General features: G+C 70.1%; 4 protein-coding genes and 1 pseudogene. 4 read left to right on the forward strand and 1 reads right to left on the reverse strand.

Annotated features, from left to right (window positions below):
* The 3 genes from ACFWPK_RS26330 to ACFWPK_RS26340 form a co-directional block, all read left to right on the forward strand.
* Nucleotides 1-16,757, forward strand: a 16,757-nt coding sequence (locus ACFWPK_RS26330; protein ID WP_378920134.1) for a non-ribosomal peptide synthase/polyketide synthase, incomplete at its 5' end; no start/stop codon positions are given.
* A 264-nt stretch (nt 16,758-17,021) separates the two neighbouring features.
* Complete coding sequence (locus ACFWPK_RS26335; protein WP_378920276.1) at nt 17,022-18,353, forward strand: M16 family metallopeptidase; 1,332 nt, start codon at nt 17,022-17,024, stop codon at nt 18,351-18,353.
* 103 nt (nt 18,354-18,456) lie between these two features.
* Entirely contained in the window at nt 18,457-19,971 is a 1,515-nt protein-coding gene (locus ACFWPK_RS26340) for a tetratricopeptide repeat protein (protein ID WP_378920136.1), read from the forward strand.
* Here the strand turns inward: ACFWPK_RS26340 and ACFWPK_RS26345 are convergent.
* Nucleotides 19,968-20,309: an ArsR/SmtB family transcription factor gene (locus ACFWPK_RS26345; RefSeq protein WP_378920138.1), complete on the reverse strand. Its 342-nt coding sequence runs from the start codon at nt 20,307-20,309 to the stop codon at nt 19,968-19,970. The genes ACFWPK_RS26340 and ACFWPK_RS26345 overlap by 4 nt on opposite strands.
* Before the next feature lie 107 nt (nt 20,310-20,416).
* On the opposite strand from ACFWPK_RS26345, the pseudogene ACFWPK_RS26350 reads away from it, so the two are divergent.
* Nucleotides 20,417-21,609, forward strand: a pseudogene (locus ACFWPK_RS26350) (MFS transporter).
* Nucleotides 21,610-21,636 lie beyond the last annotated feature (27 nt).

Genomic DNA, 21,636 nt, shown 5'->3' on the forward strand with positions numbered 1-21,636 from the left:
GGCTGTCGGCGACCACCGACATCGCGATCGGCACGCCGGTGTCGGGGCGTGGTGAGCGCGCGCTCGATGATCTCGTCGGCATGTTCGTCAACACCCTCGTCCTGCGCACGGAGGTGACACCCGCGACTTCGTTCATCGAACTGATCGCCCAGGTCCGCGAGAAGGACCTCGCCGCCTTCGGCCACGCCGACGTGCCGTTCGAGCGCCTTGTCGAGGTCCTCGATCCGGTTCGCTCCACCGCCCGCAACCCCCTGTTCCAGGTGATGCTGTCCCTCGACGAGGACACCCGGAGCGCACTCGCGCTCCCCGGCCTCACCGTCGCCGGTTTCGACCTGCCCACCGGTGTCGCCAAGTTCGACCTGGAGCTCACTCTCACCGAACACCGCGACGACAACGGCACTCCCACCGGCATTTCCGGCGCCTTCCTCTACGCCACCGACCTGTTCGACGCCACCACCATCGCCACTTTCGGTACCCGCTTGGACCGCATCCTCACAGCCGTCCTCGCCGACCCGGCACGCGCTGTCGGCGACCTCGACTTCCTCGACGCCGCCGAGCAGACCCACATCCTGACCACGTGGAACGACACCGCCGCCGAGACCGACCACGCCGCGACTCTCGCCTCGCTTCTCGCTGACCGAGCTGCCGCAACGCCCGACGCGATCGCCGTGGTCGTCGACACCGACCCCACCGCGGCCGATGCCATCGCCGCACACCGCGCCGGGAGTGCAGTGCCCGAGATGCTGCGTGCCGCTGTCGATTCCATGGCAGCAGTGGAGCTTTCGTACGCGGAGTTCGGTGGTCGTGTCGCACGGCTGGCCCGCCATCTGATCGGGCTCGGGGCGGGTCCGGGCTCGCTGGTCGCGGTGGCGATGCGCCGTGGTGTGGAGCAGCTGGTCGCGGTGCATGCGGTGCTTGCGGCCGGTGCTGCGTATGTGCCCGTCGATCCGGATCATCCGGTCGAGCGGACCGCTGACGTGCTGGGGCAGACGGCACCAGTCTGTGTGCTGACATCGGCTGGCAGTGGTGTGGCCGACGGGGATTCGGTGCTGGAGGTCGACACGCTCGACCTGTCGGGACTGTCCGGCGATCCGATCACCGATGACGAGCGGGTGGCACCGCTGCGCCCCGAGCACCTCGCGTACGTGCTGTTCACGTCGGGTTCCACCGGCAGGCCGAAGGGCGTGGCCGTGCCGCACAAGGCCGCGGTGAACCAGTTGCTGTGGTTGCAGCGGGAATACCCGCTCGGTGTCGACGATGTGGTGCTGCAGAAGACACCGTTCACCTTCGACGCTTCGGTGTGGGAACTGCTGTGGCCGTTGCAGGTCGGTGCGCGGCTGGTGCTCGCCACCGCCGACGGGCATCGCGACCCGGCGTACCTGGCGGCAGCCACCGTGCGGCATCGGGTGAGCGTTGTCCAGTATGTGCCCTCGGTACTCGCCGCCGTCGTGGCGGAACCGGCTTCCGCGCAGGCGGATTCGCTGCGATTGGTGTTCGCGGGTGGTGAAGCGCTGACGGCCGACCTGGCGCGGCGGGTGCGCATGAGCACCGGGGCGACCGTGGTCAACCTGTACGGCCCCACCGAAACCGCCATCCAGGTCACCACGCACGAGGTCGGTGATGAGCGCAGTGCCACGGTGCCGATCGGTGTGCCTGTCGCCGATACCCGTGTGTACGTGCTGGATTCGCGCCTGCATTCCGTGCCCGCGGGTGTCCCGGGTGAGCTGTATGTGGCGGGCGCGCAGCTCGCCGACGGCTACCACGGCCGCACCGACCTCACCGCCGAACGCTTCGTCGCCGACCCCTTCGGCACGGGCGAACGCCTGTACCGCACCGGCGACCTCGTCGCCTGGCGCACGGGACCCGACGGCCCGGCGCTGCACTACCTGGGCCGTACCGACTTCCAGGTGAAGCTGCGCGGACTGCGCATCGAGCCCGCCGAGATCGAAGCCGCGATCGCCTCCGTTCCGGGCGTCAGCCGTGTCGCCGTCCTGGTCCGCTCGGACGAAGGCAGGCCCGACCAGCTCGTCGCCTATGTCGTCCGTGCTGTCGCACCCGAGGTCGACATCGCCACCACGGTCGGCGGCACCGATTCCGATGCAGCCGATGCGGTTCGTGCGAGCGATGTCGCGCCAACTGTTTCGGGGCCGGCCGCTTCGGCGGTCCCCGCCCCCGCCGACCTCGACTCCGCAATCGCCGCGACCCTGCCCTCCTACATGGTTCCGGGCGCCTACGTCTTCCTCGACGAGTTGCCCGTCAATGCTTCCGGCAAGCTCGATCGCCGCGCACTGCCCGCGCCGGAATCGCGGCAGCTCGACTATCGGGAGCCCACCACCGCCACCGAGAGGGTCGTTGCAGCGACCTTCGCCGGGGTGCTCGACCTGGACCGGGTCGGCGCGGGCGACGATTTCTTCGCACTCGGGGGCAACTCCCTGCTGGCGACCCAGGTGGCGGCGCGGCTCGGTGCCGCGCTGGACGCGCGGGTCCCGGTGCGGGAGCTGTTCGAGGCGAGCACCGTCGATGGACTCGCTGTGCGGCTGGACGCGCTACGCGGCACCGGCAGCAGGCGTGGACCCGTGGCAGGTCAACGCCCGCAGCGGATTCCGCTCTCGCCCGCGCAGCAGCGGATGTGGTTCCTGCACCGCTTCGCCCCGGACTCCGCCGCCTACCACATTCCGGTCGCGATCCGGCTCAGCGGCGAACTCGACCCGGACGCGCTGCGCGGTGCGCTGGGTGACCTGATCGCCCGGCACGAGACCTTGCGCACCACCTATCCCGAATTCGACGGGCAGGCAACGCAGCTCGTCGGATCACCGTTCGTGCCCGACCTCGCTGTTGCCGATGTCGACGCCGATGACGTGCCCGCGGCGGTGGTCGCAGTCCTCGCCGGTGGTTTCGATATCACCACCGAGGTGCCGGTGCGCGCCGCACTGCTCCGGGTGGCGGCGACCGAACACGTGTTGGTGCTCGTGGTGCACCACATCGCGGCCGACGGCTGGTCGATGGGCCCGCTGACCCGCGATCTGGTCACCGCCTACGCCGCCCGCGTGGCGGGTGCGCCACCGCGGCTGCCCGCGCTGGCCGTGCACTACGCCGACTACGCGCTCTGGCAGACCGAAGGACTCGGCAGTGCCGACGACCCGGACGCACCGCTGGCCCGCCAGCTCGGGTACTGGACCCACCGGCTCGCGGGCTTGCCCGATGTCTTGACGCTGCCCGCCGACCGGCGCAGGCCGCTGATCGCCTCCAACCGGGGCGCCACCTTCATCACCGCCCTCGGTGCCGACCTGCATCGCGGGATCGAGGAGTTGGCTCGTGCGCACCGCGCCACCCCGTTCATGGTGCTGCACGCGGGCCTTTCGGTGCTGCTGGCACGGCTCTCGGCCGGTGCCGACATCGTTGTCGGTACACCCGTGGCCGGTCGCGGCCATCGTGAGCTCGACGACATCGTCGGCATGTTCGTCAACACGCTGGTGCTGCGTGCGCGGGTCCGCGCCGATACCCGCTTCGGCGATCTGCTCGACGAGGTCCGCGCGGATGATCTCGATGCCTTCGACAATGCCGATGTGCCGTTCGAAAGCCTGGTCGACGCGCTGAATCCGGCTCGGTCACAGGGTTATTCGCCGCTGTATCAGATCTCGCTCGCACTGCAGAACCAGCGCAGGACCGCGTTCGAGCTGCCCGGTCTCACCCTGTCGGGGCTGGCGCTGCCGGACGCGCCGATCGAAGTGGATCTGGACTTCACCTTCGTCGACCGTTTCGCGCCCGACGGTGCGCCCGACGGCCTCGACCTCGAACTGCGCTACGCCACCGATCTTTTCGACGCCGAGACCGTCGCGACGATGGTGGGGATGCTCGAGCGGGTGCTGCGGGACGCGGTCACGGCGCCCGGCACCGCTGTCGGTGACCTCGCCCTGCTCGCGGACACCGACGAGATCACGCTGCCGGTGGGTCCCCACGGCGATGTGGTCGCACTCGAGGGTGCACTGACTGAGCTGGGCGTGCGCGCCCCACTCGCGGCGCACCTGCTCGATGCGGCGGCCGCGCGTGCTCCGCAGGCGGTCGCGGCGGTATTCGAAGGTGTCGAGATCACCTACGGGGCGCTCGCCGCCAGGGCCAACCGGTTCGCCCGCCGGTTGATCGAATGCGGAGTCGGCCCGGAAACACCGGTGGCCGTCGCCGTTCCGCGCAGCATCGAACTGCTGGTGGTGCTGCACGGTGTGCTCGCCGCCGGTGGCGTGTACGTGCCGATCGACGCGGGCCAGCCCGCCGAACGCATCGGGCAGGTGCTGGCGACCGCTACGCCGCGACTCGTCGTTGTCGCGTCCGCCGGAGACCTCGACCATGTGGACAGCGGCATCCGATCCGCCACGGCCTCAGTGCATTTCGCTGCCGCGTCGCGCTCCGGTTTCCCGGTGCTCACCGTCGCCCAGCTCGAGGAATCGGTGCGCGGCACCGTCACCGGAGCTCCGCTCACCGATGCCGAACGCCTTGCGCCGCTGCACCCCGAGCACCCGGCGTATGTGCTGTTCACCTCCGGCTCCACCGGCACACCGAAGGGTGTGCTCATCTCGCATCGCGCCGTCGTCAATGAAATCTGCTGGCTGCGTGGCGAATACAACATGACAGCAGCGGACCGTTTCCTGCAGCGCGCGCCGCTCACCTTCGACGTCTCGCTCTGGGAACTGCTGGCTCCCGCCCTGCTCGGTGCCCCGCTGGTGCTGCTGCGTCCAGGCGGTCACCTCGACCTGGCGTATCAGGCGCGGGTGGTGCGTGAGCAGGGCGTCACCATCATGGAGATCGTGCCGTCGGTGCTGGCCGCGATGCTGGCCGAAGGGCTCGGTGACGCGCTGAGTGGGCTGCGGATGCTGCACGTGGGCGGCGAGGAACTGCCCGCCCCGCTGGCTGCTACCGTGCTCGCCGCGATCCCCGGCGAGCTGCACAACACCTATGGCCCGACCGAAGTGGCGATCACCAGTACTTTCCAGCGGATCACGGCGCCGGTCGAGCAGACCGAGCTGCCCATCGGCAGGCCCACCTGGAACGTGCGCGCCTACGTCCTCGACGAGCGCCTGCACCCGGTGCCCGGCGGTGTGGCGGGAGAGCTGTATCTCGCGGGTGACCAGCTGGCCCGCGGCTATCTCGGCAGGCCCGACCTGACCGCCGACCGCTTCGTCGCCGATCCGTTCGGGGCCGACGGTGCCCGCATGTACCGCACGGGCGACCTCGTTCGCCGCGATCGGACGGGTGCGCTGATTTACCTGGGCCGCAACGACTTCCAGGTGAAGATCCGTGGCCTGCGGATCGAGCTGGGTGAGATCGAGGCCGCGCTCGGCGACGCACCCGGCGTCACCCACGCGACTGTGCTGCCCGCCATCGACGATGCCGGGCGGCAGTGTCTGGTCGGGTACGTCGCGGGCGAGGTCGACAGCGTGGCAGTGCGCGCGCACGTCGCCGGCCGGGTGCCCGCGTACATGGTGCCCTCGCACCTGGTCGTGCTCGACACTGTTCCGCTCAACTCCGCGGGCAAACTCGACCGGGCCGCGCTACCGGCCGCCGACCTGTCCACCACCACCGAATACGTGGCGCCGCGACCGGGTGCGCAGACCGCTCTGGCCGGCGTGATCGGTGAACTGCTCGGGGTGGCGCGCATCGGTGCCAACGACGACTTCTTCGCCGTCGGTGGCAATTCGCTGCTCGCTATGCGGCTCGTCGCCCGAGCCAACGCGGCCCTCGGCAGTGCGCTGGACGTGCGGGATGTGTTCGACGCACCGACCGTCGCCGGACTCGCCGAGCGGGCGGGCACCGGCCTCGAACAGTTGCCGCCGCTGACCGTCGTGGAACCGCGCCCGGATCGAATCCCGCTGTCGCTGGCGCAGACTCGCCTGTGGCTGCTGAACCGGATCGATCCCGAATCGGCCGTCTACACCCTGCCGATCGCCCTGCGCCTGACCGGCGACCTCGACACCGCTGCCCTGTGGGCGGCGCTCGCCGATGTCCTCGACCGGCACGAATCACTGCGCACCGTCTTTCCAGAAGACGCCGACGGCCCGACCCAGGTCGTCCTGCCCGTCGAGGCGGTATTGCCCGCCACCGTCGTGCGCGAGATCGCCGAGGCCGATCTGGCCGACACCGTGCGGACCATCATCGGCGAGGGTTACGACCTGACCAGCCAGCCCCCGCTGCGCGCCGCGCTGCTGCGTCGCCAGGCGCGGGTCGCAGCTGCGGACCGCCGATCCGATGAGGCGGTGGGCGGTGCTGTTTCGCGTCCCGCTGCTGTGGCTTGTGCGGGTTCGCACGAGACCGAGCATGTGCTGGTGCTCGCGGTGCATCACATCGCCGCCGACGGTGTGTCGACGACGCCGCTGGCACGTGACCTGATCGCTGCCTACGCCGCGCGCGCCGCGGGGATCGCACCGGCGTGGGAGCCGTTGCCGGTGCAGTATCCGGACTTCACCCTCTGGCAGCATGCCGCGCTCGGCGATGCGAGTGACCCGGAGTCGCGGCTGGCGCGGCAGTTGGCGCACTGGCGTCACGAATTGGCCGGGATCGCACCGGTTCTCGAACTGGCCACGGACCGGCCCCGGCCACCGGTACGCACGGGTGTGGGTGGGGCTGTCGGGTTCGATGTGCCCGCCGATGTCGTCGCGGGGATCGAGGCGCTGGCTCGCCGACACGGGGTGTCCACGTTCATGGTGGTGCACGCGGCGTTCGCGGTGCTGCTGTCTCGTCAAGGTGCCGGTGCGGACGTTCTCGTCGGCACGCCGGTCGCCGGGCGGGCCGATGCCGCGCTCGACGATCTCGTCGGCATGTTCGTCAACACCCTCGTATTGCGGACGGCGGTCGATGCCGGTGCCGGGTTCGGTGAGCTGCTCGCCGAGGTGCGGGCGGCCGATCTGCGGGCCTTCGCGAATGCCGATCTGCCGTTCGAGCGGCTGGTCGACGAGCTGAATCCGGTTCGCTCCACGTCGTATTCGCCGATCGCGCAGGTGATGCTGGCGTTCGAGCATCGCGAGGACACCACCATCGAACTGCCCGGGTTGCGGATCGACGAGTTCGCGCTGCCGGCAGCGACAACCCAGTTCGATCTGTCCCTGGCGATCAATGAGATCGTCGGTGCCGCAGGGGAACCCGGAATGCGCGGGTGGCTGCGCTATGCCACCGATCTGTTCGACGCCGACACGGTGGCTTCGTTCGGTGCGCGGTTCGTGCGGGTGCTTAAGGCTGTTGTCGCCGATGACACCGTCGCGGTCGGTGAGATCGAGTTGCTCGATGCCGCCGAGGCCGCGCAGCTCACGGCGTGGAACGACACCGCGGCTGCGCTCGACACCGACGCCACGCTGGTCTCGTTGTTCGCGGCGCGGGCCGCGCGCACCCCCGACGCGATTGCCCTCGAGTTCGAGGGACAGCGGATCACCTACGGCGAGTTCGCGGTTCGTGTCGCCCGCCTGGCTCGGTGGCTGATCGCCGAGCAGGTCGGACCCGGCGCGGTCGTCGGTGTCGGGCTGCGGCGTGGCATCGATCTGCTGGTTGCCATCTACGCCGTGCAGGCCGCGGGCGCCGCGTACCTGCCGCTGGATCCCGACCATCCGGCCGACCGGATCGCCGATGTCCTGGCGACCGCGGCTCCCGTCTGCGTGCTGGCCGCCGCCGACTTCCCTGAAACCGGCTCGAGCCCAGCCCTGCCCGACACGACGCGCACTGTCGAGCCCGCCTCGCTCGACCTGTCCGGGTTCGCCGCTGACCCGGTGACCGATGCCGATCGGATCCGGCCGCTGCGCGGCGCCGATCTGGCGTATGTGCTGTTCACCTCCGGCTCGACGGGTAAGCCCAAGGGCGTCGCGGTTACCCACACCGCGATTGTCAACCGCCTGGTCTGGATGCAGGATGCCTACCGGCTCGACGCCGCCGGCATCGTGCTGCACAAAACGCCGATCACCTTCGACGTCTCGGTGTGGGAACTGTTCTGGCCCTTGCAGATCGGCGCCACCCTGGTGATCGCTCGTCCCGACGGGCACCGCGACCCGGCGTACCTGGCCGAGCTCATCACCCGCACCGGAGTCGGCGTCGCCCACTTCGTGCCGTCGATGCTGGCGGCCTTCCTCGCCGAACCGCTCGCCGCCGAGTGTGTTTCGCTGCGGCAGGTGTTCGCGTCCGGTGAGGCTCTGCCCGCCGCCGATGCCCAGCGCCTGCGCGCGCTGATCCCCGGTGTCGCCGTGCACAACCTGTACGGACCCACCGAGGCCGCTGTCGACGTCAGCTTCCACGAGGTCACCGACGCCGATATCGCCACGGTGCCGATCGGCGCCCCGGTCGCCAACACCGCCCTGCACGTGCTGGACGCGCGCCTGCGCCCCGTTCCTGTCGGCACACCGGGTGAGCTGTACCTGGCCGGCGTACAGCTGGCGCGCGGGTACCTCGGCCGCCCCGACCTGTCCGCCGACCGCTTCGTCGCGAACCCGCTCGGCGCTCCCGGCGACCGCATGTACCGCACCGGCGACCTCGTGGTCCGCACCCGCTCGGGTGAACTGGAATACCTGGGCCGCACCGACTTCCAGGTGAAACTGCGCGGCCTGCGCATCGAGCTCGGCGAAATCGAAGCCGTACTCGCCGGACTCGACACCGTTGAACGTGCCGTGGTCACCGTCCGCGACGACGGCACCGGTGACTACCTCACCGTGTACCTCGTTCCCGCGCAGCGGATCCGGGAGGGTGGGTCGATCGACGCATCCGAGGCGATGGCGACTCGCGCGGCCCGAGACGCCCTAGTTGTCGGTCTGGCGCCGGTGGGCGATGCTGCCGCGTCGTCCGACGGTGCTGCCGTCGCCGAACGCGCTCACAGCGTCGCCGGTTCGGTTCCGGTGGTTGACCTCGATGTGGTGAAAGCCGCATTGCAGCAAGCTCTCCCGGCCTACATGGTGCCGAGCGCGTTCGTCGTGCTCAGTGAGTTCCCTGTGAACGCTTCCGGCAAGCTCGATCGACGCGCTCTGCCCGCACCGGAGCTGGTCGCTCGCGCATTCCGGGCCCCGGCCACACCGTCGGAGCTTCTGGTGGCGGGGGTTGTCGCCGAGGTCCTCGGCGTCGAACCGGTCGGTGCCGATGACGACTTCTTCGATCTGGGCGGCAACTCGCTGATCGCGACCCGGGTCGCCGCGCGCCTCGGGGCCGCGCTGGATCGACAGGTGCCCGTGGCGCGGATCTTCGAGACGCCGGTAGTTTCCGCGTTGGCCGCCGCGCTCGATGCCGAGGCCGGTGCGGCGCGACTGGCGCTGGTGGCGGGGGAGCGGCCTGCTTCGCTTCCGCTCTCGCCCGCCCAGCAGCGCATGTGGTTCCTCAATCGATTCGATCCGGATTCGGCCGGGTACAACGTGCCGATCGCGGTGCGGCTCAGCGGTGTGCTCGACCTGGACGCGCTCGCCGCCGCGGTGGACGATCTCATCGGTCGCCACGAAGTGCTGCGAACCTTCTACCCCGAGACCGCCGCCGGACCGGAGCAACGGATCCTGTCCGCCGCCGAAGCCGGTGTCGCACTGCGGGTTCGCGATGTCGACGCGGCCGAGATCCTGGCGGCGGTGACGGCGCTGGCCGCCACCACCTTCGATGTCACCGCGGGTGTGCCGTGGCAGGTGGTGCTGTACCGGATCAGCGCCGACGAGGCGGTGCTGGCCATGGTGGTGCACCACATCAGCGCCGACGGTTCGTCGATGCCGCCGCTGGTGCGTGACCTGATGACGGCCTACCTCGCACGCCGCGACGGTGCGGCACCGCGGTGGACGCCGCTGCCGGTGCAGTACGCCGACTACGCGCTGTGGCAGCGCGCCGTGCTCGGCGACGAAGCCGACCCGGACTCGATGGCCGCCCGCCAGCTCGACTTCTGGCGCGGCGAACTCGCCGATCTGCCCGATGAGCTGGCATTGCCGCTGGATCGCCCACGCCCGACGGTGCGCGATCTCGCCGGTGGGACCGTGCCGGTGACACTCGACGCGGATACGCACGCCCGACTCAGCGCGCTGGCTCGGGAATCCGGGGCCACGCTGTTCATGGTCGTGCACACCGCGTTCGCCGCCCTGCTCGGGCGACTCTCGGGCAGCGCCGATATCACCGTCGGCACACCGGTTGCCGGGCGTGGCGAGGCCGCGCTCGAAGACTTGATCGGCATGTTCGTCAATACACTGGTCTTCCGTACCCGCCTGCGGGCGGGAGAGTCGTTCCGGCAGTTGCTGATTCGCCAGCGTGCGACCGACCTCGCGGTGTACGCCAATGCCGAGGTGCCGTTCGAACGCCTCGTCGAGGTGCTCGATCCGGCCCGCTCCACCGCCCGGCACCCGCTGTTCCAGGTCGGCTTCTCGTTCCAGAACTTCGAGCGGGCCGAACTGGCGCTGCCCGGGATCACCGTGTCGGGGCTCGACACCGAGAACGAACTGTCGCAATTCGATCTGCACCTCATCGTCAGCGACGAGTACGCGACCGACGGGACCGCCGCCGGTGTCACGGGCGTACTCACCTTCGCGCACGACGTTTTCGACATCGAGACCGCCACGACGATCGGTGCCCGTCTGGAACGGCTGCTCACCGCCGTCGCCGCCGCACCGCACACTGCGCTGGATTCCCTGGATGTGCTCGAGCCCGCCGAGCGGCACCGCATTCTCGAGCAGTGGAATGCCACCGCCCATGAAATCGACCGCACCGAGACGCTGCTCACGCCCTTCCAGGCTCAGGTGGCGACCCATCCGGCTGCGACCGCGCTCGTGTTCGACGGCACGGAACTGACCTACGCCGCCTTCGGCGCGCGGGTGAACCGGCTCGCCCGTCATCTGATCGCGGAGGGCGTCGGCCCCGATGTCCTCGTCGCCCTGGCGATGCGGCGTTCGATCGACCTCGTCGTCGCGATGTACGCGGTCCTCACCGCCGGTGGTGCCTACGTGCCCGTCGACCCCGACCACCCCGCCGAACGTATCGCGCAGGTCCTCGACACCGCCCGTACCCACCTCGTACTGACCACGATTCGGGACCAGTTCGCCGCTGCTGCGGTCGTCGGATCCGGCGCATCGGCGGGGGTGAGCTTCGACAACTCAGCCGGGGGCGTCCTCGCGGCCGCCGGCTCGAACCCGCGGATTGTCACAGTGGACGACCTCGACACCGACGGCTATGCCGATCACCCGGTCGCCGACGGCGAACGTCTTGCGCCGCTGCGGGATTCGAACCTCGCCTACGTGCTGTTCACGTCCGGCTCGACGGGCAAGCCCAAGGGTGTGGCGATGAGCCATGCCGGGATTCGCAATCAGATCGCCTGGCTGATCGAGCAGTACGGTCTCGACGGCGACGACGTGTACCTGCAGAAGTCGGCGGCCGGTTTCGATCTGTCGGTGTGGGGCTTCTTCGCTCCGCTCGCCGCCGGGGCGACCCTCGTGCTCGCCACACCCGACGGGCACCGTGACCCGCTGTATCTGGCGGAACTGGTTGCCGCGCAGCAGATCACCGTCGTCGACTTCGTGCCGTCGATGCTGGCGATGTTCGCCGCGCACGCCGACGCCGATCAGCTGCGGAGCCTGCGGCTGGTCTTCGCGATCGGCGAGGCGCTCACCCCGGAGACGGTGGCGGCGCTGCGGGTGAAATCGGCTGCGGCCGTGCACAACCTGTACGGGCCCACCGAGGCCGCCGTATCGGTGACCGCCTGGCCTGCCGACGGCGCGACCGGGCAGACAGTGCCGATCGGTCGGCCCGAGTGGAACACCAGGGTCTATGTGCTCGACGAGCGGTTGCGGCCGGTGGCGCCAGGCGTCGCCGGTGAGCTGTACCTGGCCGGTGCGCAGTTGGCGCGCGGCTACCTCGGCCGACCCGACCTGTCGGCGGATCGCTTCGTCGCCGACCCGTTCGCGGGGTCCCGCACGGCGGGTGCCCGCATGTACCGCACCGGCGACCTCGTGCGCTGGACTCGCGACGGCGTGCTCGTCTACCTGGCACGCATCGACTTCCAGGTGAAGTTCCGTGGTCAGCGCATCGAGCTCGGCGAGATCGAGACCGCGTTGCAGGGGCTGGACGGGGTCAGTCAAGCGGCGGCGGTGGTCTCGCCGAGCGCGACCGGTGATCGGCTCGTCGGTTACGCGGTGCCGACGCCGGGCGCCCAGCTGGACCCGGCTGCCCTGCGGTCTGCCGTGGGCGCGGTGTTGCCGTCGTACATGGTGCCGTCGGTGATCGTCGTGCTCGACGCGTTCCCGCTCAACACCTCCGGCAAGCTCGACCGGAAAGCCTTGCCCACACCGGAATTCGTGGCAAGGCCGTTCCGGGCCCCGGTCAGCGCGGCGCAACGGGCGGTGGCCGAGGTGTTCGGCGCGGTACTCGGGCGTGAGCAGGTGGGGCTCGACGACGACTTCTTCGAACTCGGCGGCAACTCGCTCGTCGCGACCAGGGTCGCGGCCCGACTCGGCGCGGCATTGTCGACCCGGGTGCCGGTGCGGACCCTGTTCGAAGCGACCACCGTGGTCGACCTGGCCGCGGTGCTCGACGGCCGGGCAGGCAGTGGCGCGGGGATCGCGCTGATGTCGGGCGAACGACCGGCGCGGATTCCCCTGTCGGCGGCCCAGCAGCGCATGTGGCTGCTCAACCGCCTCGATCCCGCGTCCGCCGCCTACAACATCCCGATCGCGGTGCGGCTCACCGGCGATGTCGACGCCGGTGCGCTGGCCGCCGCGGTCACCGATGTGCTCGACCGGCACGAGGTGCTGCGCACGGCCTACCCCGCGATCGACGGGATCGGGCACCAGACGGTGTGGGAGTTCGTGCCTGCGCCGGTGGTGGAGACCGTCGATCCGATCGCGGTACCGGCGATCGTCGCGGCCGAGATCGGGCGTGGATTCGATGTCACCGTCGCACCGCCCGTGCGGGTGCGCGTACTGCGCTGTGCCACCGACGAAGTCGTGCTGGTCGTGGTGATCCATCACATCAGCGCCGACGGATTCTCCGCCGGGCCGCTGCTGCGCGACACCACCGCCGCCTACCTCGCCCGTCGTGCGGGCACCGAACCCGGCTGGGCGCCACTGGAAGTCCAGTACGCCGACTACACGCTGTGGCAGCGTGCGGTGCTGGGCAGTGAGGACGACGCGGAATCGGTCGCCGCACGGCAGCTGCGATTCTGGCGCGGCGAACTGGCCGGGCTGGCCGGGCTGCTCGAACTCCCCGTCGACCGGCCACGTCCGGCTGTCGCATCGCATCGTGGCGCGAGTGTCGACATTGTTGTGCCGCAGTCTGTTTGGCAGCGGGTGGGGCAGTTGGCCCGTCGCAGCGACGTCAGCGAGTTCATGGTCGCCCACGCCGCGCTGGCCGCGTTGCTCGCACGGCTGAGCGGCACCGGCGACATCGCGATCGGCACCCCGGTGGCGGGTCGCGGTGAGCAGGCACTCGACGATCTCGTCGGCATGTTCGTCAACACGCTGGTGCTGCGAACCGGTGTCGACCCTGCCGCCTCGTTCGCCGCGCTGCTGCGCGAGGCCAGGCGGGTGGACCTGGATGCCTTCGAGCATGCGGAGGTGCCGTTCGAGCGGCTCGTCGACGTGCTCGACCCGAACCGCTCCGCCGCGCACAGCCCACTGTTCCAGGTGATGCTGGCCTTCCAGAACCTGGCCGCGAGCCCGGTCGAGGTGGTCCTGCCCGACCTCACCGTGACCGGACTGGAAGCCGACGCCGCCATCGCCAAGTTCGACCTGGACCTGGTACTCACCGGCACCACCGACGGTGGCTGCGCGGTGAGCCTGACCTACGCCACCGATCTGTTCGACGCCGAGACGGCCACCCGCATCGCCGACGGCTACGTGCGGATGCTCGACGCGGTGACGGCGAACCCGGAGGAATCGGTCGGCGATGTCGACCTGCTCACCGACGACGACCATCGGATGCTCGACAGCTGGTGCGACACCGCGCATCCGGGTCGGATCTCCGACACGGCCGGTGCACGGATCGCAGTGACAGCCGACGCCCTCATCGAGAGCGCTCGCGGCTCAGCGGAGTCCGACCGCAGAGTCGCCGCAGCGCCGAGCGAGATGACACTGCCGGACGTCACCCGGCGTGCCGACGTTCTGCCCACAGCGTTCGATCGCCAGGTCGCTGCGACACCGGACGCCCCCGCGCTCGTCGACGGTGACACGGTTCTCACCTACGCCGAGTTCGCGGCGCGGGTGAACCGGCTCGCCCGTCATCTGATCGAACACGGGGTGGGGCCGGACTCCGCGGTGGCCGTGGCCGTGCGCCGGTCGACAGAGCTGCTCGTCGGGGTGTACGCGGTGCTGGCGGCGGGTGGCACCTATGTGCCGGTGGATCCCGACCATCCGGCCGAGCGCGTCGCCCGCATCCTGCGGATCGCGCAACCGGCGTGCGTGCTCACCACCGGCCGCGACGGCACCGAGCTCCCGCTGCGCGGGCTCGACGCGGTTTCCCTCGACACGGTGGACCTCACTGCCTACCCGGCGGGGCCGATCACCGACGCCGAGCGCGTGCAGCCGCTACTGCCCGAGCACACCGCGTACGTGATCTTCACGTCCGGATCGACCGGCCTGCCCAAGGGTGTCGGTGTATCGCACCGCGCGATCGTCAACCAACTCGACTGGCTGGCACAGCGTTTCGAGTTCGCCGCCGGCGACACCGTGCTGCACAAGACACCGACGACCTTCGACGCCTCGATCTGGGAACTGTTGCTGCCGCAGCGGGTGGGTGCCCGGACGGTGATCGCCCGCCCCGGCGGCCACGGCGATCCGGCCTACCTGGCCGAGCTGATCACCGAACACCGCATCGACACAGTGCAATTCGCGCCGACCCTGCTCGCGGCCTATGTCGCCGAGCCCGACGGCATCGCGAGCGGGTCGCTGCGGCGGGTGTTCGCGGGTGGCGAGGCCCTGCCCGCGGCACTGGCTCAGCAGGTGCGGGCGTTGACCGGCGCGGAGGTGGTGAACCTGTACGGGCCCACCGAGACCGCGGTGCAGGTGAGCAGTCACGTGGTGACCGACGACGACCTCGTCACCGTGCCGATCGGTGCGCCGGTGTGGAACACCGGGCTCTATGTGCTCGATGCGCGGCTGCGACCCGTGGTGCCCGGTGTCACCGGCGAGCTGTATGTCGGTGGTGCGCAGCTTGCGCACGGGTACATCGGGGCGGCCGAGCTCACCGCCGAGCGGTTCGTGCCGGATCCGTTCGGCGCGCCCGGTGCGCGGCTGTACCGCACCGGTGACCTCGTGCGCCTGCGGGCAAGCGGCACGCCCGCACTGGAATACGTGGGTCGGGCCGATCTGCAGGTGAAGCTCAACGGTCAGCGCATCGAACTGGGCGAAGTCGAGGCCGCGCTCCAGCGGCAGCCGGGGGTCGCGCAGGCGGCGGCCGCCGTGGTATCCGGTGTCGGCGCGGATCGGCTCGTCGCCTACGTGGTCGCGTCGCGCGGCAAGGCGTTCGATGCTGTCGGCACCGATGCGGCGGGTGGTGCCGGTGACGCTGTTGTCGACGCTGCCGGTACCAGCGCCGATACCGTTGTGGCGCGGGGTGGTTCGTTCCTCGATGCGGCGGCACTGCGCTCGGCGCTGGCCGCGGAACTGCCCGGCTACCTGGTGCCCGCGGTGGTGCTCGAGCTGGACGCGTTGCCGGTCAACGCCTCCGGCAAACTCGACCGCGGCGCCCTCCCGCGCCCGGAACTTCGCCAAGCGACCTATCGGGCACCGATCACCGAGACCGAGCGACTCGTGGCGGGCGCGTTCGCCCGGGTGCTCGGACTGGATCGAATCGGCATGGACGACAACTTCTTCGACCTCGGGGGCAACTCCCTCACCGCGGTCCAGCTGTCCTCGCGACTGAGTGACGCGCTGGGCGGCACGGTGCCGGTGGCGTGGTTCTTCACCGACCCCACTCCCGCCGTCGTCGTGGAACGGTTACGCGCCGAAGACGATTCGAGCGACGACGCGTTCGCGGTACTGCTACCGCTGCGTGCGGGCGGCACCGGCGCACCACTGTTCTGCATCCACCCCGTGGGCGGTGTGTCCTGGTCGTTCGCCGGACTGACCCGCCACCTCGACCCGCAGCGCCCGATCTACGGGTTGCAGTCGCCTGCCCTCACCGCCGACGAACCGCTGCCCCTCACCATCGATGCCTGGGCGCAGCGCTACATCGCCGCCATCCGAGCAGTGCAGCCGCAGGGTCCGTATCACCTGCTCGGCTGGTCGCTGGGTGGGCTACTGGCCCACGCCGTCGCCACCGACCTGCAAGCCGACGGCGAGCAGGTGGCACAGCTGGCCATGATGGACAGCTGGCTCGGCGACGGACCCGAACAGACCCCGATGCCCACCGTCGGCGACCTGCTCGGCGGCCTCGCCGGTGCCGATCTCGCCTTCGACACCGACGGCCTCGCCGCCGCGGCCGCGGGCATCGGCGGACCACTGGCCGCACTCGACCGCGCCCGCATCGCCCGCATCATCGACGCCGCCACCGCCTCGATGCGGATGGTCGACGACTACCGCCCGCGTCGCTTCGACGGCGACCTCGACTACTTCGCCGCCACCATCGACGACCCCAGCGGATCGCGGGGCGCGGCGAGCTGGGCCACCGCTGTCGAGGGCACAGTGCACCGGCACGGCATCGACGCCACGCACTGGGCGATGGCGGGCGAGGCGGCGCTGGCCCGGATCGCGCAGGTCCTCGACGGGCGCGGATCCGGTGCCCGCGGGTTCGCGAGCGAGGACCCGGCGACGAGGGCCGATGCACGGGCGGGGGCGATGGGCGCATAGAATCGCGGAGTCGGCCTTCGTGCCTGCTGCCTGCGTAGTGAGGCATTTCGCGCACGTCGCCAGCTCCCATTCGAGAGGTTGAGGAACCATGCCAGAACAGCCGTCCGGTGGGATCGGGTGACGACGTCGAAGTTGACCGAATCGGATACCGCGCCCGATGTGGACGCCGCTATCGAGGATCGGGTGACGAAGCCGAAGCTGACAGAATCGGATACCGCGTCCGATGTAGACGCCGCAATTGGGGATCGGGTGACAGAGCCGAAGTTGACCGAGTCGAATACCGAATCCGCTGATGATGTCTCCACCGACGGTGGGGTGCGCCGCACCGTGCTACCCGGTGGTCTGCGGGTGGTCACCGAACACGTGCCCGGCGTGCGCTCCGCCTCCATCGGGGTGTGGGTAGGCGTCGGTTCGCGCGACGAGGGCCCCACCGTGGCGGGCGCCGCGCACTTCCTCGAACACCTGCTGTTCAAGGCGACGCCGACGCGTACCGCCCTCGACATCGCGCAGTCCATGGACGCGGTCGGCGGCGAACTCAACGCGTTCACCGCCAAGGAACAGACCTGCTACTACGCCCACGTCATCGACGAGGACCTGCCACTGGCGGTCGACCTGGTCTCCGATGTGGTGCTCAACGGTCTGTGCCGCGCGGTCGACGTCGACGTGGAGCGCCAGGTGGTCCTGGAAGAGATCGCGATGCGCGACGACGACCCCGAAGACCTGGTCGCCGACTCCTTCCTCACCGCCATGTTCGGCGACCACCCCATCGGGCGCCCGGTGATCGGCAGCGTCGAATCCATCGAGAACATGCAGGCCGCCCAGCTGCGCGGCTTCCATCAGCGCCGCTACCGGCCCGAGCGCATGGTGGTCGCGGTAGCGGGCAATGTGGAGCACGAGCGCGTCGTGGAACTGGTGCACCGCGCGTTCGGGCCGCACCTCGACACCGCCGCCGAACCCGCGCCGCGTCGCGAGGGCAAGTTCCGCGCGCAGGGCGCACCCGGGCTGATCAGGATCAATCGCGACAGTGAACAGACCCACCTCGCCTTCGGTGTGCGGGCGTTCGGCAGGCACGAAGGCCAGCAGCGCTGGCCGCTGTCGATCCTCAACACCATCGTCGGCGGAGGCCTGAGTTCCCGTCTGTTCCAACGCATCCGGGAAGAACGCGGCCTGGCCTACTCGGTGTACTCGAGCGTCGACACCTTCGCCGACACCGGCGCGTTCTCGGTCTCGCTCGGCTGCCAGCCCGAAAACCTCGGCCAGGTAACAACGTTGGCGCGTGACGTGCTCGACGAGATCGCGGTCAACGGTGTCACCGACGCCGAATGTGCCAGGGCCAAGGGCTCTTTGCGCGGCGGACTGGTTCTCGGTCTAGAGGACTCGGCCTCCCGCATGAACCGCATCGGCCGCAGCGAACTCAGCTACGGCAACCACCGCAGTGTGTCGGCGACCCTGGCCCGCATCGACGCCGTCACCACCGAGGAAGTCAGCGACATCGCCCGCACGCTGCTCGCCCGTCCCTACGGTGCGGCGGTGTCGGGCCCGTACCAGCGCACCCGCGATCTGCCCGCCTCGGTACGAAAGCTCGTCGAACGCTGAGTAATTCGGCCTTGTCGCGATCCTGAGCGGTCGCACGCTCGGCTTCGGCGATTCCCGGCCGGTACTGTGCACTCGGATATCGCACAGGGGGAGGGGATCGGTCATGCCGGTGCAGGTGGCGCTCGAGCGGGCTCGCGTGGCCCAGGAGATCGGGCGGATCGAGGAGGCGCGGCGGATTCTCGGGACGGCGTTGCTGGAGGCACCCGACGATCCGCGGGTGCTGGTCGCACTGGCGGACATCGCCTATGACCTGGACGAGTACGACGACGCGCTGTGCTTCGCCGGACAAGCGCTGCTCGCCGATCCCGATTCCGACCGCGCGCACGTCCTGGTGGCGATGGCGTACTCGATGCGCGAGGAGTGGGACCTGGCGCTCGAACACGGCTACACCGCGGCCAGGCTTCGACCCCACGACGCGGCGACACTGCTGTTGCTGGCCTTGCTGCACACCAGCGGCCCACGCAAGGACAAGGACCGGGCGCGCGCGGCACTGGTCGAAGCGGTCGCGCTGGAGCCCAACGACGCCAACGTCCACTGCTCGGCGGCCGAGACCTATCAGCGGCTCGGCGATCCCGAAGCCGGGCGGCATCACGTCACCGCGGGGTTGGCGATCGACCCCCTGCACGTCGACCTGCTCCGCATGCAGGCGCGGGCGGAGTTCGCCGGCTTCGACGGTGGCCGCAACGCCGCCGTCGCGACCCTGCGCGGCCTGCTCGCGAACGCGCCGACCGATACCAGGGCGCGGCGCTTGCTCGCCGAAGTGCACTGGCGGGCACTGCTCCGACTGGCGGCGTGGGTCTGGGTGTTCGCGGGTTGCTATGCGGCCGTGGCGATGTGGGCGCCGCCGATCGTGTTGCGAGTGCTCTCCCCGATGATGTTCGCGGCGCTGCCGCTCGCCTGGTACGGGGTGTTTCGCAAGCTGCGCAGGCAACTACCGCCGGGTTATCTGCGGGCCAGGGTGCTGCGGGCTCGGGTGTTGTTCGCGCTCGCCGCGCTGGCGATGTCGGGGCTGATCGTGGACCTGGGCGCGATCGTGATGCGGTCGGAATTCGCCGGGCTGGTGCGGGTGGGGTGCGTCCTGCTGGTGCTCGGTGCCCTCGGCGCGGCCGTCGGGCATGTGCTGCTGTTCACGGCGTGGATGCGGCGTGGTCTCGATGATCCGGATCCCGACGACGGTCTCGACTTCGCCGGTATCCAGGTCGTCGCGCTCGGCGTGTGCGTGCTGCCGCTGGTCGTCGTCGCGGGGTTCGTGCGGGGATGGGCGCGCCAGCCCGCGGTGTTCGGCGCGCTGGCCGCGGTGTTCGGCATCGTGCTCGTCACCCTCCTGATCGAGGCGGCGATCACCGTCTGGCTCGACCGGCGCGCGTTCCGCCACACCTGGGGGATCGCGCTGATCTCGCTGTTCATCGCGGTGCCGCTGGTGGGGTCGGGTGTCGCTGTGTGGTGGAGCGGCGGCGAGATCGTCAGCGGCGAGGTACGCGGTCGAGAACTGGTGGAGGCCCCGGCGACACCGACGACCACGCGGCGACCGCTACCCACGATCCCGAGTCGGCTGTTGCAGACGCCGATCCGGCCACTACCGAGCGCGACGGCGCCACCACCCCCGACCGAACGCTAGCGAGCAGGCGCGGCATCGGCTTGGTTGGCGGCGTCGACGATCGAGGGGAGCAGGCCGGGGAGGGCGTGCTCGATGGCGTCGGTACGCAGGTTCTGGAAGGTCTGGCCGTCGATGGTCAGGCGCTCGATCAGGCCCGCTTCGCGCAGGATCTTGAAGTGGTGGGTCGCGGTGGACTTGTTGATCGCGTCGTAGAGGGCCGCGCAGCGGATAGGGGCGGCCGCGTTGCTCAGGCGCCGGACCATTTCCAGGCGGACAGGGTCGTGCAGGGCGCCGAGGACGGTGGGCAGCGCGGCGACGGGCATGGTCGGCGCCGGGGGTAGATCTTTAGCCTGTGTCATGAGTTACCTCACTCGGGGGTTTGATACTCATCATACTCGGCGTAGCCTGAGGCTCGTTCGATGGTTATCAAACTCTGCTGATGGGGGCTGCTGTGGCAGCGACAACGATGGCGCCGGTCGAGGCCGGGCAGCGCTGGGCGTACGGGCTCGTCCTGGCCGCGAGTGCGGTGGCGCTCGGGGTTTCCGGGGCGCCCGCCCCGCTCTACGGGATCTATGAGACCGAGTGGCATCTGTCGCCGCTGACCACGACCATGGTCTTCGCCGTCTATGCCTTCGCGGCGCTCGGCGCGGTGCTGGTCTCCGGGCGGATCTCCGACGTGGTCGGCCGCAAGCCGGTGATGATCGGCGCCTTCGCGACCATGATTGCAGGGCTGGTCGTCTTCCTGCTCGCCGATTCGGTGCCGATGTTGTTGCTGGCCAGGGCATTGCACGGCGCGGCCGTCGGAGCCACCGTCGTCGCGGGCGCCGCGGCGCTGCTGGATCTGCGGCCCGAGCGTGGTGCGCGCTCCGGGCAGCTCAGCGGGGTGGCGTTCAACGTCGGCATCGCGATCGCTGTTCTCGGCACCGCGGTGCTCGCGCAGTACGCGCCGTCGCCGTTGCGCACGCCGTATGTGGTGATCACAGTCGTCTGTGTGGCCGCGGCGGCCGGCATTCTCGCCCTTCGTGAACCGCACACCGCTCGGGTGAAAGCACGCATCACTATCTCGAAACCGTCTGTGCCGCACGAGATCAGGGCCGACTTCTGGTTCTCCGCGATCGGCGTGATGGCCGCTTGGTCGGTGCTGGGTGTGCTGCTGTCGCTGTATCCGTCGCTGGCCGCGGCCGAAACCGGCGTGCACAACCTGGTGTTCGGTGGCGTCGTCGTCGCGAGCACCGCGCTGGCAGGCGCGTTGGCGCAGTTGCTGGCCACCCGTGTTCCGGCCCGTCGCGCCGCGGTGATCGGCGACCTCGGTATGGCGGCGGCACTTCTCGCGACCATTCCGGCGCTGGCCACGAAAGAGCCCGCGGTAGTGGTCCTCGCGGGTCTGGTGCTCGGCGCCACCTTCGGTCTCGGTTTCGGTGGGTCGCTGCGGCACCTGTCCGAGTCGTTCCGCCGCATCGCCGTGGCGAGACCATGTCGGCCTTCTACCTGCTGGCCTATTCGGCGATGGCATTGCCGACGCTGGCAGCGGGCTGGGCGGCGACGACCTGGGGACTCACGACGGTGTTCCCGTGGTTCATCGTGGGCGTCTCGGTGGCGTGTGTCGGCGCCGCGCTGCTGGGTCTGCGCGGCACCCGCGCAGCCGCGAAACGCGCGTAATCGCCGACAGGCCGGTCCCGGAAGGGA

Origin of the sequence: Nocardia sp. NPDC058519 (assembly GCF_042719755.1) — a bacterium.
Lineage (GTDB): Bacteria > Actinomycetota > Actinomycetes > Mycobacteriales > Mycobacteriaceae > Nocardia.